This window comes from Vibrio lentus (genome assembly GCF_030409755.1).
Lineage (GTDB): Bacteria > Pseudomonadota > Gammaproteobacteria > Enterobacterales > Vibrionaceae > Vibrio > Vibrio lentus.
Window position 1 is genome coordinate 166,095 of record NZ_JAUFQE010000001.1, and the last position, 14,733, is coordinate 180,827.

Consider the following 14,733-nt stretch of genomic DNA (forward strand, 5'->3'; position numbering starts at 1 on the left):
TTCAGTAACAAATTCAATCTTTTCTGACGATTAAGCTTGAGATGCTTTTAGTTCAGAAACTTTAGCTTCTGAGATAGGCTTCGTGATGATTGCTAGAACAATACACACGGCCATCATAGCTGCAGAGATTGTGTAAGCTAGGCTGTAGCCTTCGCCATTCGTCATTGAGTAACCAACAACCGCTGCGCCGATAGCACCACCGATACCCCATGCCGTGTAAAGCACGCCGTAGTTAGTACCGTAGTTTTTCAGGCCGTAGAATTCAGCAGTTAGTGTTGGGAATACTGCTAGAAGCGTACCGTAACCAACAGCTGCGATAGCCGTACCAATGATTAGCGTGAATTCAGAGTTGAACGTAGCGAATAGAGCCATGTTCGCGCCTTGAAGGATGAACGCTAGAAGTAGAGTACGTACGCCGCCGATTTTATCTGCAAGCATACCCGCAGCAACACGGCCGCCTGAGTTGAATACAGCAAGGATAGACGCTAGGTAAACCGCGTTTGGTAGGTTCGCTTGAACGCTAGCAATCGTAGTGATGTTACCGATGATCATAAGACCAACAGAAGCAGCAAATGCGTACATGATCCATAGAGAGTAGAACTGAGGAGTCTTCAGCATTACTTTCCACGTTAGGTCTTCAGTCTTCTTAACCGCTTTAGGAGCTTGGCCTTCTTTTACTTTAGGCTCAGCTGGCGTGTAATCCGCTGGTGGGTTGTTGATCGTTGCCGCTAGAGGTACTGCGATTGCAAGTACACCAACACCAAGAATCATAAAGCTTGTTTGGATACCCATGCTATCGATTAGCGCAGAAGTTAGTGGTGCTAGGTAAATAGCAGCAAGACCGAAGCCTGCAGCGATTAGACCGTTAACCATACCTTTCTTAGAAGAATGGAACCATTTCATTGCTGATGGAGAAAGACATGCGTAACCGAAGCCGATACCAGCACCTGTCATCACGCCAAACGTTAGGTTTAGCATCATAGGAGTCGTAGCGAAACCAGAAGCAATCATACCTAGGCCAGTAAGCGCTGTACCAAGAATAAGGATCTTACGTGGGCCCATACGGTCTTGAAGGATGCCTGCAACAAGAAGACAAACAGAGAATGTGATAGTTGCAATAGCGTAAGGTGAAGATGCTTCAGCAGCACTCCAACCAGCTTCAGTCACTAGCGCCTTGTTAAATACACTCCAAGCATACAGGATGCCAAGACAAAGGTTGATACAGAAGCCTGCTAGCAGGATACGTGATGCTTTATCAATCTTGCTCATTTTTATTCTCAGTTTTGTCGTTGGTCAGTGGTGAGCCACTTAACTAAAGACGGGTTATTGTGATTGTTTCTTCAAAATTAGTTTGCGTTTATCAACAGACAGCGCAAAAGAGCGCGGATTATAACCAATAAAAATGTGATTGGAATCTCTTTTTCCATTTTTGGTAAATAAACTCAAACTTGTTAATGGGTTGTTTTTTATTGGTTTTGCAATTGTGCTTAATACCTTTCTATTTTGTTCTTTTTCGCATGACGGGCTTATTTTTTAAGGGGCTCTTCGATAAGTATTTCTGAATGGCCACGTATTCCGTGCGGATATCACAGAGTTACGAATTATTTTAAATATTTTCTAAGGTTAATTTTGTGTAACAAAATAAATCAAAATACCGCTTTGTCCATATGAGACAAGGAGTAACGGAGTTTTATTAAAAACAAAATGTTAACCAGTTGTTACGGTTGGTTTTTGGTAGTACTTTTGCTTACATTTTGTTCGATTGGAGGGGTTGTGTTGTTGAGAAAAAGTGGGAAAATAGTACGCAAACTGAGATTCCAAATTTGAAAGGATGCGTTTCCAACTTATGGCGAGGCGAGTATTATGAAACTGTTTTTAATTCTATTGATGTCAATTTCTGGTGGTTTAGCGGCAGCTGACCATATCCACTCTTTCTTGTTTGGCTTCTATATTGCTGCATTGGCAGTAGGTAGTTGCTATTGGTTAGCTTTCCGCAGTACGCGTTTCCCACAGTTGGCTTTAATGCTATTGATGTGTGGCTTTTTCGCGAAAATTGCAGTGACGGTTGTCGGTGTTTCTTGGGGTATCTCGAACGATATTATTCAATCGCCGTTCATTTTCTCATTGTCATACCTGTTCTTCTTAGTGGTAGTGTCTTACGTTTGGTTTACATACCGCGATAAGTTGATTTTAAAAAAACGCGCTAAGCAGGTAGAAGAGTCTCGCAAGGAAGCAGCAGCTTAATTGCAGACCTAATACAGAATTCTAAAAAGAGCTTTCTTCGGAAGGCTCTTTTTGATCCTGCCTAACGGAACTCTATTTTGGGTTATGACGGCAGATAAAAGAAACCCCAGTATGGCGACATACTGGGGTTTCTTGTTATTCGAACGACTCGCTTTTAAAAAAGAAGGAATCATTTACTTCTTCATCAACTTCGCTAGATCGGCGAAAGGGTTGTGGGTCGCTGATTGGTGGTCGTCTAAACGAGCCTTGGCATCAACACCGTAACGGTCGTGGTCTGTGTATTTTGAGTGTTCATGATCGTGACAGTACAGGCACAACAGTTCCCAGTTACTGCCATCTTCAGGGTTGTTTGTATGGTCGTGATCCACGTGGTGAACGGTCAGCTCTCTTAGGTTTGAGTAAACAAATTCACGCGCGCACTTACCACAAACCCATGGGTACAGTTTTAGTGCTTTTTCACGGTAGCCTTTCTCTTGGCGAGCGTACGCTGCACTCGAGCCAGTGTAATCAGAAGACATTGCCAAATCCTTATCAATTGTAATCTCCCGATCTTATCACAGCTTTCTTTAACCTGTAGGCATGTCGTGACTAAATCATGTTTCGTACTAACCGTTATGTGGCTTAGGTTTGATTGGGCACTTATCTTTTACGTGTGCTATCTCATGAAGCAGGATATGTCTTTCTGGAATAAGCCATGCTTAACAGTTTGAAAAGAAATTGTATTTAGGGGTTTTAACCAAGGGAGCGTGACCTAATATCAGTTAAAGCTACCCTATATTAATAAGGAAATATCATGTCAGAACAATACACACCGCCAAAAGTTTGGGTTAACGATACTGATGGTGGTAACAAGTGGGCAAATATCAATAGTCCTGAATCTGGCGCTCGCTTTGATAAAGAGCTTCCTGTTGGTGACCATGCTTTTCAATTGTATTCTCTTGGTACACCTAACGGTCAAAAAGTCACTATCTTGCTGGAAGAGTTGCTAGCGGCAGGTGTTAAAGAAGCGGAATATGATGCGTATTTGATTAACATTGGTGAAGCTGAACAGTTCTCTTCTGGTTTTGTTGGAGTGAATCCAAATTCCAAAATACCGGCACTCGTTGACAAGTCTGGTGCTGAAGACGTGAATGTTTTCGAATCGGCATCTATCTTGATGTACTTAGCTGAAAAATTTGGTCACTTCTTACCAAAAGAAGGGGCAGCGAGAACACAAAACATTAACTGGTTGTTCTGGGCTCAAGGTTCAGCACCATTCTTGGGTGGTGGTTTTGGCCACTTTTACTCTTACGCTGATGAAAAGCAAGAGTACCCAATTAACCGCTTTGCGATGGAAGCGAAGCGTCAACTAGACGTGCTAGACAAGCAACTTGCAAATAGTACTTTTGTGGCGGGCGAAGAGCTAAGCATTGCAGATATCGCGATTTGGCCTTGGTATGGCAATCTTGTATTAGGCAAAATTTACGATGCAGCTGAGTTCCTACAGGTTGAGTCTTACACCAACGTTGTGCGCTGGGCGAAGCTATTAGAAGCGCGTGAAGGTTTTCAGCGTGGCCGAGTAGTGAACCGATCATTCGGTGAAGAGTGGGAGCAAGTACCCGAGCGCCATTCCGCAGAAGATATCGACCGTGTTTTAAAACTACGCCCGTAGTGATTTAAAGCGATAGTTGACATCAATATCACTAGAGTTTGTTTTCGATTCGTTCGAGTAACAAACTCTAGTTTTCCCATTTCAAATTGATCCTTCCGAAAGTAAGTTCACCTATTTAGATTTAGCTATTAAAGGCGGTTTAGGTATAAACTTGCGACATCATAATTCTAAAGGATGGTGCCATGTACCACGGTCATATCTATTTTCCTCTGCGCTTTGCAGAGCAGGCAGAAACACTGCGTCAGAAAATTCTATCAGAGCGCAAAGATGTGTTAGAGACTTTCCCATTAATACAGCGTTTGGTTGGCCCACATAAGATGCCGATGTTTGAGATTCACTTTTCGAACAAAGAGTCGGGCATTGTTGAGTGGTTGGAGCAAGAGCGCGGTGATATGTCGGTGTTGATTCACCCAGTAACGGGCGGTGAAGAAACGCTAGACCATACAGTACGTGCGATTTGGCTTGGTCGTGAGCTAGGTGTATTCGAAGATACGCTGACTAGCTAATTCAACTCTGCACCCGACAGTGAGTACCTAATCATCGAACTTAGTAACTTAGGTGCTGTCGGGTGTGTCAGCGCACAGCTCGTTTTGCTCATCGTCTTCTTGCCGAAATTCTAGCTTCTCCAGCTATTCCCAAGTAACAGCGATACCGCTACCGACACGCCTAATGCGATTAATATATTAGGTAAGTACAGACCCCAAATCGCGACACAAACCGTCACGGTTACCACAGCCCACAACAGTGTTTCTAAAATCCAAGTGCCCATAACATTACTCCTAACTAGATTGTGCGATTAGCATAACTAAGCAAGGGTAAACTTTTGGTCACCATCAAATAACCATTTGGGCAAATGGCTACAGCATGACTTTGACGATGAAGTCATTGTTGTTGGTTTCATGAGTAAACTGCCAACCTTGGTTCTGACAAACGCGATCAATGAGCTCTAGGCCGATACCAAAAGAGGTTTGTTGTTCTGAGTCGTTTGTTAGGTTTTCATCTTCCAAACGGTTGGTCACCTCAAACTGATGTTCTGTCAGTGTGATACATATATCTCCGTTGCCACCATGTTGGAATGCATTTCGGACTAAGTTGGTGATCACAACCTCAGTTAATTCGCGGGGCAGGGTATGCTCTTCTTGCTCAACCTTGGTCTGAATGTCCACTTCTTTGTTTTTTAAAAGATAACGTTGGCTTTCGATAATATTATTGAGCAGAGGAGTAAGCTTGATTTGCTCATAGTTGGTTTCTATCTCGTTATTGCGACTCATCCACAGTAGCGTTGTTACCAATGCTTTCATGTTGGTGGCTGAGCGTTGGATTCGTGCTACCGCTCGTTGACCGCTGTTGGGAATGCATTCAGACAACCGAACCAGCATATCGCCACTGGCTGAAATAGTGGCAATCGGTGTTCTTAACTCGTGGCTCGCTGCTCTTAAGAAAAAGCTCTCACGCTCATTGGCCTGACGCTCACCTTGTACGCTCTTTACAAGCTGCGTAGCCAACTGGTCGATTTCTTTGTATCGAAACTGAGTCAGCCCTTCATTGTTGCCCACATCCAGAGATTCAGACCATTTAGATAAGGTAATGATCGGTTTAGTAACTCGATGTATCAGAAGGCGAATGATCAAGAACACCAAGAGTAATAGGGCGCCGATGGCAATGAAGGCATTGTTAATTTGGTTGACGGAATCAGGTGGGTTCAGCTCGAATAGATTCAAATAGATGGCTTCATCGTACTCAGAAATAATATACAAAGCTTCGTCTTTACCGGAAATTTGATGTTTAGCGGCATAGAGGTATTGGCCTGAATCATTGTTAGGTGGTTGCTCGTAGTGTTCATAAATTGCATCGTTATCAAACGCTTTCCAATCAAAGGTTTGTTGAAACTTAACAGGTAGGTCTGAATAGCTTAGAAAGGCTTGGAATGTCGGGTTTTGGTAGTCTGGCAGTTGCCCTGTTTCGATGTATTGCTGCTCTGCGACTTCTAATTCATACAAGAATCCATATTTTGCCGATTCATTAAGGCCAATATGGTAGCTCTGTGAAACCATCAAACTGTAGATGGCAGTCAGTAGCACGACGATGCCAAATAAATAGAGATAGATGTCGCGCTTAATACTGACTCGATTCATGTTCGCGTGTTTCATGATGGCTCCTCATGCAAGACCACACCAATACCATGAACCGTGTGAATTAGTTTTGAGTCAAAGGGCGCATCAACCACTTGTCGAAGCTTAAACAGGTGTGCTTTCACGCTGTCAGAGCTTGGCATTTCGTTTTCCCATGCTTCTTCAAGCTTGGCTTTGCTCACCACGTTAGGGCTGTTTCGCACTAACATCACAAGCATTCGCCAACAGACTGGGGGCAGCTTCAATAGCTTGCCGTCTCTAAGGGCTTGGTGCTTGTCTAAGTCCAGTTTGAGGTCTGCCACAGACAGCGACGTTACGGAACCTTGAGAGCGACGTATCAGCGCCATCAGTCGTACTTTGAGTTCTTCCATCGCAAAAGGCTTCACTAGATAATCATCCGAACCGACCTCGAACCCTGCGATCTTGTCTTGTAATGTGTCTCTTGCCGTCAGCATGAGAATCGGAGTGGTCACGCCTTGCTGTCGAAGAGATTGGCAGACATCAAGCCCGTCCATTTTAGGCATGTTGATGTCCGTTAAGATGATGTCATAACGCCCCTCTAACGCTAGATTGAGCCCAGCGCTGCCATTGTAAGCAAAATCGAATTCGAAACCGTCGAGTTCCATATAGTCTGCAATGGCTTCTGCCAAGTCACTGTCGTCTTCAATCAACAGGGCGTTAATGCTCATAAGTGTCCTTACTTTGTGTCTCGTTCTCTTTTCCAAGCCCAGATAGGCGGCTGAATAAGAAGTTGTAGTCGGTAGTTCCAATTTGGCGCGTGCCATAACTGCTGGCACAGTTTAACGTAGCCGTGGAAATATACCTTAAATGGGTTCACAGAGTTGATTCTCGGGAACACTCCGTATCTGACCTCTTCCTCTTTTTTGGCGAACGTACCGAACATACGATCCCAAATGATAAAAATCCCAGCGTAGTTCTTATCCAGGTACTGTTTGTTGGTCGCGTGATGCACTCTGTGGTGTGAGGGCGTATTGAACACGGCTTCAACAGGACGAGGTAATCGCTTAACCGTTTCTGTGTGCAATAACGTTTGGTATAGCTGCACAAAGGTTTCACACATCAGCACAACGAACGGGTTAAAGCCGAGCAGAATCAACGGCAAGTGAAAGAAGAACGGGAAGAACCAATCCAAAGGCCCAAACCTGTAAGCAACCGAGATATTAAAGTAAGGCGAACTATGGTGAACCGAGTGTGTTCCCCAAGCTAAGCCGTTGCTGTGCAAGAATCTGTGTTCCCAGTAATACGCGAGATCGGCCAAGATCAAGCAACCAAGAATTGTCCAACCAGATATCGGCAGTTGAGTTAGGCTGAAATTCTCGTAGGCATAAACAAACGCGCTGACATAAGCTAATCCGACAAAGAAAACGGTAACTAATAAGAAGAACAAGGTGACTAAGTTAGTCGCGCTGTCTCCCAACATGTTCCAGCTTAGCTTTTTCTTAAAGGCATAACGGATAAGCTCAAAGATAAACAGAGCGAGAGCAAGCAATACAAAATTATCATCAACCCAAGTCTCGGTAAGGATGACGCTTGTTTCTGTGAATGTTTGAGAGAGAAAGTTCCCAATGCTATCCATAGTGAAATCCATAACTAAACCCTTTACTGACCATTCTTATAATAGACGTATAACTCGCTGGAATCTGGCAACCCATGCTGATTCAATTGGTGGTGTTCGATAACCATATCTACCTGTTTTAAGACTGCAATACCTTCCCAAGCCAGTGCTAGCTCCTGCTCAGTATGCTCACCTTGGTTCAATAACAAAGTACCTTCAGATTTACTTGGAACCTTAATTAAGGTGCTGTTTTTATTTAATGTTGATTGCTGAGTCGGGAAGCCAATCGTGACTGTCGCTTTACTGAAGTCGGAACTGATGTCCTGATAGATCACGACCACTTTCTGTTGCAGTGCGATCTCCTCATCATTTGCTTCTAGGTTTTGGTAGAAGTCGACCCATAGCTCTGGCACATCCTCTAAAGGGATAGTCTTACTCAAACCTTGCAGGTAAGTTGTGTTTGCTGTCGCCTGTTGTTTTAGCTCTGATGACTGTTTCTTTGAGGCGTTGTTCGTTGATGACTCAGTTATTGGCTGCTCCGTCGATGCATCCGCAATCGCAGGCTGAATATGTAATAGCCCCCAGACAACGCCAGTAATACCGACTGTAGTGAGTAATGAAGCGAATAATTTCATGCTCTTTCCTTGTTGTTCGTTTTTCTTATCAAGGACAGTAAATGAGGTGAGGTAAACAAAAGGTAACCGATCTAGTTACTAAGCGAGTCTGTCGTCTAATTTGTTAATACAGCAATTTGGGACACTTTTTTCCATGTCGGATTGGTAATACTGGCGCCATATTCATTTATGGGCTCAATAATGCTATTCAAATATCCCATCTCACTGCTGACGATTATTCGGCTTAATCCATTAAAGGTCGCCGCGACTTGGTTAATGGTATTGGCTGAAAACGTGATGCTTATTTTGCTGCCGCTGTTTATTGGTTACGCCATCGACGGAGTGCTAAACCAAAGCTTTCAGCCTTTGATGATGTTGGCACTGATTCTTTTTGTACTGGTGATCATCAGTGTCGTTCGTCGTTTTTACGATACCCGTGTGTATGGTGCTATTCGCGTAAAACTGGCAAACCTTGTTGAGCGCAACCTGCGCGGTTTATCTATTTCGACCAAAGACGCCCGACTCACCATGTCTCGTGAGCTAGTTGATTTTCTCGAAGATGATTTGCCTACTTTAATGACAGCAGTGGTTCAGCTTGTCGCGACGGTGGTGATCCTCTCAACCTTTCACTTCTCGTTGGCGCTTTGCATGTTGTTTGCAGGGTTGTCGATGTTGGTTATCTACGGCGTATTCCACCGAACATTTACACGACTCAATGGCCAATTTAACGATCAAGTTGAACAGCAGGTGAAATTGCTGAGCGGTGTTCGTTTATCTGCACTCCGCTGGCACTTTGAGCGCCTAAAACAGTGTGAAATCAAGCTGTCTGATACCGAAGCTGTTGTCTATGGGCTGATTTTTATCGTGTTGTTTGGCGCGGTCATCGGCAATTTATGGATGGTGAGTCAGCTTATCGAACCGACTGCGGGGCAAGTGTTCTCCATCGTTACCTATTCACTTGAGTTTGTTGAAACCGCAGTGATGCTACCAATCACGCTACAAACCCTTTCTCGTCTCACTGAAATCAGTCAGCGCCTTAATCACACCTCCATTCAACAGGTTACCAAGGAGATACCTCATGAAATTTAAAAAGCCACTTTCTGTATTAGTCGGCTGCACAGCCATCTTTATCGCGTTGGTTGTCGTTGATGAATTGGAACCTGAAGCTACCCAACCAGTGAAGAAAGAAGCCGTCCTTGCCCCCGTTTCAGTGTTAGAGGTGACACCATCACAGCATCAATCGACGCTAACGGTATTAGGTGTAACCGCTGCGCGTTGGCCTGTGCAATTGAAAGCGTCGAGTAGCGCGCAGTTGAAATGGCTAGATGAAAGCATTGAACCGGGGAATTTGGTTAACAAAGGCGATGTGTTAGCAAGGTTAGATACTAGCGCAGTTGATGCGAACTTGGCTCAGGCGTTGAGCTCATTGAAACAAGCAGAATTGGAATTGAAGCAGGCTAAGCATGAGCAAACGGTCGCGTTAAAAATGCTGAACCCGAAAACGAGTTCGTCTTTTGCTCGCAGAGAGCCTCAATTACTTGCAGCGAAAGCTAATCTGAAACAAGCGAAACAGGCTTACTTGAGCGCACAGAAGTTGTTGGAGGAATCAGAGATTACCGCCCCCTTTGATGCAGTGATCATGAAGCGCCATATCAGCCCGAGAGAGTGGATAGAGGCGGGGCAAGTGACCTTTGAGTTGGCTGCCAGTGATTCGATTGATATCGAGTTGCCTATCTCTGAAATGCATTGGCAACAAGTCCAAGCTGCTCTGACTGAGCCGAGTATCACAGTAGTGAGCCGTTCTGGGAATCAGTGGCCTGCCAAAGTGCGCTATGTGTCTCCGCAAGTTGACTCGGTCACTCGCCAAAGACAAGTCGTGCTCTCGGTTGAGGAACCTTATCAAAGCAAGCCAAGATTGTTTCCAAATCAACAGGTTCAAGCTGTGGTTAACCTAGGGCTGAAGGATAACGTAGTCAGCGTGCCTTTAAGTGCGGTGACACGAGACGGATATGTGTGGACGTTAGACAGCAATGATCGTCTACGTAAAGAGTCGGTATCCTTGATTGGGCAAGGTAATCAGATGCTTGATATTAGGTTTAATCAGCAAAGTGAACAGGTTCGCAGAGTGGTGCAATATCCGCTTTCTTCAATGTTAATTGGTAAGCAAGTCGAACCTAACTTTTATCAAGATGATAGTTCAGAATCCATGATCGCGAGCCAATTTGATGATGAGCTGATTGAGGAGGCAAACCAATGAGTTGGATGACCAAATGGTTTATCAATAACTCTGTTGCTGCCAATTTATTGATGATGGCGATTGTTATCAGTGGTGTGCTTGCGTTCGGACAATTACGTGTCGAGTCGTTCCCACAAATCGCACCGTCTTCCATCAGTATCAGCGTTACTTACCCTGGCGGTACGGCGCAACAGATCGATGAGAGTGTTACGCAGCGAATCGAAGAGTCAATCAGTGGCATTGCAGGCATCAAACAGATCACCAGTCAGTCGAGTGCTGGGGTTTCTGAGGTCATGGTTCGTAAAACCAGCAGCACAGATTTAGACAAGCTTCTGGATGACATTCGCAATCAAGTCAACGCGATCAATGGTTTCCCCGTGCAAGCGGACAGGCCACAAGTTGTGCGAAACGAATTTACCAATTTAGCGGCGTTTGTGGTGGTGTCGGGGCCAAGAACCGATGACGAACTGCAACCTATCGCCAAGCAACTTGAACAAGCACTGAAGAAGAATCCGCGTATCTCGAAGGTATCAAATTGGGGAACTCGCACATCTCAATTGGTTATCGAGCCAGATCCTGACCAACTGAAAGCGTTAGGGTTGAGCTTAGAAGATCTCGCAGAGCTCGTTGAGCAGCGTTCGCTTGAGACTCGTAGCGGTGAGCTGATTAGTGATAAAGGTCGAATGGTGATTCGTGGTGACGGATACGCCGATGATTTACAGAAGTTGAATCAGCTTGTTGTGATTTCTGGGAGCAACGGAAAAATACTGCTGGGTGATATCGCCAAGTTAAGTCGTGGCTACCAATACAGTGGTTCTATCGTGCGTAACAACGGCTCTAACGCCATCGCATTATTGGTCAGTACGAGCCAAACCGACAACCTGCTTAAAGTTAGTGAAGCTATCAGTGAAACGCTTGATGCCCAACGCGCGATTTTGCCGTCGGATATTGAGTTGAATACCATGGCCGACATGGCGCCTTACATTGAAGGCCAGCTATTTCGTTTGAGTAAAAACGCATGGCAAGGATTATTGATCGTCGTAGTTCTACTTGGGATCTTTCTTGAGATTAGGCTCGCCTTTTGGGTCGCGATGGGCATTCCAATTGCGCTGACTGGAACCTTAGCAGCAATGCAGTTGTTCAACTACAGCATCAACGACATCACCTTGTTTGGTTTTATCTTGGTACTCGGTGTGCTGGTGGACGATGCGGTTGTCGTGGGTGAAGCGATACATGAAAAACGGACGGGTAATGTTGGCTATTCTCCTAATACCAATGGTTTCTCAAATATAAACGGAAAGACAGCCGCTTGGCAGGGTGTTCACTCTGTGTCAGTAGCAACCGTGTTTGGTGTCCTGACAACCATCGCAGCGTTTTCTCCAATGTTATGGATTAATAACGAGCTAGCCAAAGTATTGGCTGGGTTTTCAGCCGTGGTGATCTTTGCGCTGATATTCTCGCTTATCGAAAGTAAATTTATTTTGCCGTCACACTTGGCTCAGCTTTCTCTGAAAAAGCCATCAACGGGTATCTTCGCCAAGGTTCAGAATGCTGCTCAAGGCGGGTTACAGTGGTTTAATCTCAACATCTACAAGCCAGTATTGGAGTTTGCACTTGGCTACAAAGTCGCGTCCCTACTTGGGTTTGTGGCGGTTATCTCACTGGCTTATGGCATGTGGTCTAACGGTGCGATTCGCAGTGCATTGTTTCCTGAAATCCCGGGGCGTTACATCACCGCGGTTATTGAACTGGAAGATGGTGCGCCGTTGCCTTTACAGCGCCAAGCCTTGTTGCAAGTAGAGCAAGCAATAACACAAGTAGAAAAAGGCTTGATGGACGATTACCCATTACAAGAAAAGCCTGTTGTGAACCTGCTTGCTTGGTCTGATGGCTATGGCGAAATTGAAGTCACAGCCGAGCTGACCAACGAATCCTTAAGCTCATTGCCAGGTAATTTATTGTTGAAGCGATGGAGAGAAAATACAGGGAAAATCGAAGGCGCTTATTCGGTTAAGTTCAGTGCGGCAGAGGAGCCTGCTGGTGGAACATTCTTAACGATCTCTTCCAATGATCGTGAGCTTGCTTCTCTCGTTAGCGAGGAGTTAGCTGATACCTTGGCCTCGTTGAAAGGTGTATCGGATGTCTACGACGATGGTCAGGACGGTTTGCCGCAAGTTCGATTGGTATTGAATCAATATGGTCAGCAGCTAGGGTTAACGCAAGCGAAACTGGCTCAGCTAGCAGGCGAAGCGTTTGGCGAAAGAGAAGTCCATCGCCTGTTAGAAAACGGGCAAGAGACCAAAGTACTTTTGCAATACCCGAGAGATGAACGCAGAACCATAGCTCAGCTACAACAGGCTCTTATCATGTTACCTAATGGCGGAAGTGTGATGATGGGGGATATTGCCGAGTTTCGTCATGAGCAAGAACCGCAAGTGGTTTACCGCCGCGACCGAGAACAAGTGATCAACCTGTATTGGAAGCAGAACCGAGACCTGCAATCACCGGAGAAAACACGTGAGCAACTTGAAGATACGATTGAATCTCTGCACTTACAGTTTCCAAGTGTAACGATAAAAGCGGGCGGCGAATTTGAAGAGATCGGTGAGGTGTCGAACGGCTTCAAATCAGCGATGATACTAACGCTCATCATGATCTACATTTTGTTGGCAGTGCCTTTGAAGTCCTATTGGCAGCCGATGATTATCATGGCAGTGATACCGTTTGGCTTTGCAGGTGCGATTTTTGGTCACTACTTGATGGACTTACCCATCAGCATTCTTTCTATGTTCGGTATGATGGCCATGACAGGCATCGTGATTAACGATTCGTTGGTGCTGATCACACGTTTTAATGCTGAATATCGCCAAGGCGTGCCGTTACAGCAAGCGTTAGTCATTGCGGGTACTAGCCGCTTGAGAGCGATTTTCTTGACCACCATTACAACGGTGTGTGGATTGTTGCCATTGCTAAGCGAAACCGCAGAACAGGCGCAATACTTGAAACCAGCGGCAGTATCTTTGGTGTTTGGTGAACTGTTTGCTACTGCGGTGACTCTGATTTTGATTCCGGTGCTGCTTGGTTTGTTTTGTCGCAAGCCTCCGTTGGTTGAAAAAGAACTAGATGACAAAGATTTAGTCGAGCAAGAGTTACGCGCAAAGGATTCATTAGAAGAACTCACTTTGGAGCGCTCGTGATTGATTTTATAAAGGACAAAGACGATAGTGAAGCCAAGCTGTCCAGAACAATGAAGCTAATCGAAAGTAAACCCAATGTACCTGAGACCCAAGATTGTATGACGCAAGAGAACAAACCTGCTTTGCATTTAGAACCAGCTTTTAAACTGGTTCCTGAGATTACATTGATTGAATCTTTGCCAGAGCACCTTCAAAAACGCTTTACGCATGCATTGACCTTGATGCATGAAGAGTGGGGTGAGCGTCGTACGTGGGAAGAAATCGCAACGGAGAGCGCGATTTCGCCATACCATTTTCATCGTCAGTTTACCGAGCTGTTTAACGAAACTCCGGGTCAGTACCTGAGTCGTGTTCGATTACAAATCGCGGTCGGTTTGTTGATCAACGACGAGCCGTGGAGCGTGATTGAAATTGCTCAGTACTGTGGCTACTCATCGTCACAGTCATTAGGTAAGGCGCTTAAGCGCGAGCTTGGTGTTACTGCAAAACATATTCGAGAAATGGGCTACAACGCGACACCTAAGGAAACGGCAGACTTCATCCAGAAATTGGCACATCCAGGCGTGCAGTCTTCGATGGAAAAAGAGCTAGTTAAGTCTATGCCGATCGAGTTGGTTTGGTATCCAGAACGCGGTATGCAAAAGCTTAAGTTGGAAGATCCTGATTGGGACACGGTATTTGAAATCTATGGTCAGAAATCGACACATTTGATGGGCACCACGCCGATCAAGCAAATGAATAATAAGTGGGACGACATCGACGCTGAAATCGGAAATTGGCAAGTCGCGAAAGACCGTTACGATATGACCATTCCTGAAGGGTACTACTTATGCAGCGACGTTTATCTGGTTTCGGATGTGGCGTATAGCACAGCGTTAGAAGCTCTGTTTAAGGCGGTTGATCAACAAGGTTTGAAGTTAGATGTGCAAGGTTATTTGGTGGAGATGATTCGTCAGATCGACACGGATGATGTCGAAGGCGTGACGTTTTCATTCCAGTTACCCGTTTTAGCGACATTAGAAAAGTAACACCAGACCGAGCGTTTCAGTTTGTTAGCTAATTCCAATAAAAAGGCTCCTCAAA

Annotated in this window: 14 protein-coding genes; 7 read left to right on the forward strand and 7 right to left on the reverse strand. The window is 45.1% G+C overall.

Annotated elements, in window-relative coordinates:
- Positions 1–30: 30 nt before the first annotated feature.
- Positions 31–1,269, reverse strand: coding sequence for an L-lactate MFS transporter (locus tag QWZ07_RS00735; protein WP_065105442.1), 1,239 nt, complete (start codon positions 1,267–1,269; stop codon positions 31–33).
- A 594-nt stretch (positions 1,270–1,863) separates the two neighbouring features.
- Here QWZ07_RS00735 and QWZ07_RS00740 point away from each other — a divergent pair.
- Complete coding sequence (locus tag QWZ07_RS00740) at positions 1,864–2,244, forward strand: hypothetical protein (protein ID WP_017105054.1); 381 nt, start codon at positions 1,864–1,866, stop codon at positions 2,242–2,244.
- 173 nt (positions 2,245–2,417) lie between these two features.
- Here QWZ07_RS00740 and QWZ07_RS00745 read toward each other — a convergent pair whose 3' ends face one another.
- Entirely contained in the window at positions 2,418–2,762 is a 345-nt protein-coding gene (locus tag QWZ07_RS00745; RefSeq protein WP_004730279.1) for a YajD family HNH nuclease, read from the reverse strand.
- A 275-nt stretch (positions 2,763–3,037) separates the two neighbouring features.
- Here QWZ07_RS00745 and yghU point away from each other — a divergent pair, with 275 nt between their 5' ends.
- Both yghU and QWZ07_RS00755 read left to right on the forward strand, forming a co-directional pair.
- Positions 3,038–3,895: a glutathione-dependent disulfide-bond oxidoreductase gene (yghU, locus tag QWZ07_RS00750; RefSeq protein WP_192853905.1), complete on the forward strand. Its 858-nt coding sequence runs from the start codon at positions 3,038–3,040 to the stop codon at positions 3,893–3,895.
- A gap of 182 nt (positions 3,896–4,077) precedes the next feature.
- A complete protein-coding gene (locus QWZ07_RS00755; RefSeq protein WP_065112839.1) occupies positions 4,078–4,401 on the forward strand; it encodes a DOPA 4,5-dioxygenase family protein in 324 nt (107 codons plus the stop codon).
- Between the two features lie 110 nt (positions 4,402–4,511).
- Here QWZ07_RS00755 and QWZ07_RS00760 read toward each other — a convergent pair whose 3' ends face one another.
- The 5 genes from QWZ07_RS00760 to QWZ07_RS00780 all read right to left on the reverse strand — a co-directional run bounded on the left by QWZ07_RS00760 (position 4,512) and on the right by QWZ07_RS00780 (position 8,238).
- Positions 4,512–4,664 (reverse strand): hypothetical protein, encoded by a 153-nt coding sequence (locus QWZ07_RS00760; protein WP_192853904.1) that lies wholly within the window; start codon positions 4,662–4,664, stop codon positions 4,512–4,514.
- 88 nt (positions 4,665–4,752) lie between these two features.
- Complete coding sequence (locus QWZ07_RS00765) at positions 4,753–6,045, reverse strand: sensor histidine kinase (protein WP_192853903.1); 1,293 nt, start codon at positions 6,043–6,045, stop codon at positions 4,753–4,755.
- Positions 6,042–6,716, reverse strand: a complete 675-nt coding sequence (locus QWZ07_RS00770; protein WP_192853902.1) for a response regulator transcription factor — start codon at positions 6,714–6,716, stop codon at positions 6,042–6,044. Before QWZ07_RS00770 ends, QWZ07_RS00765 begins: the two co-directional genes overlap by 4 nt.
- Positions 6,717–6,724: 8 nt before the next feature.
- A complete protein-coding gene (locus QWZ07_RS00775) occupies positions 6,725–7,636 on the reverse strand; it encodes a sterol desaturase family protein (RefSeq protein ID WP_192853901.1) in 912 nt (303 codons plus the stop codon).
- Between the two features lie 11 nt (positions 7,637–7,647).
- Positions 7,648–8,238 carry a hypothetical protein gene (locus QWZ07_RS00780; protein WP_192853899.1) on the reverse strand — a complete coding sequence of 197 codons (591 nt, stop codon included), beginning with the start codon at positions 8,236–8,238 and terminating at the stop codon, positions 7,648–7,650.
- Positions 8,239–8,418: 180 nt separating this feature from the next.
- Here QWZ07_RS00780 and QWZ07_RS00785 point away from each other — a divergent pair, with 180 nt between their 5' ends.
- Genes QWZ07_RS00785 through QWZ07_RS00800 form a run of 4 tightly spaced genes read left to right on the forward strand, consistent with a single transcriptional unit; the run spans position 8,419 to position 14,678 of the window.
- Positions 8,419–9,306 (forward strand): ABC transporter six-transmembrane domain-containing protein, encoded by an 888-nt coding sequence (locus tag QWZ07_RS00785; protein WP_032545844.1) that lies wholly within the window; start codon positions 8,419–8,421, stop codon positions 9,304–9,306.
- Positions 9,296–10,474: an efflux RND transporter periplasmic adaptor subunit gene (locus QWZ07_RS00790; RefSeq protein WP_192853898.1), complete on the forward strand. Its 1,179-nt coding sequence runs from the start codon at positions 9,296–9,298 to the stop codon at positions 10,472–10,474. Before QWZ07_RS00785 ends, QWZ07_RS00790 begins: the two co-directional genes overlap by 11 nt.
- Entirely contained in the window at positions 10,471–13,650 is a 3,180-nt protein-coding gene (locus tag QWZ07_RS00795; RefSeq protein WP_192853896.1) for an efflux RND transporter permease subunit, read from the forward strand. Before QWZ07_RS00790 ends, QWZ07_RS00795 begins: the two co-directional genes overlap by 4 nt.
- A complete protein-coding gene (locus tag QWZ07_RS00800; RefSeq protein ID WP_192853894.1) occupies positions 13,647–14,678 on the forward strand; it encodes a helix-turn-helix domain-containing protein in 1,032 nt (343 codons plus the stop codon). The genes QWZ07_RS00795 and QWZ07_RS00800 overlap by 4 nt, the downstream gene beginning before the upstream one ends.
- Positions 14,679–14,733: the final 55 nt, after the last annotated feature.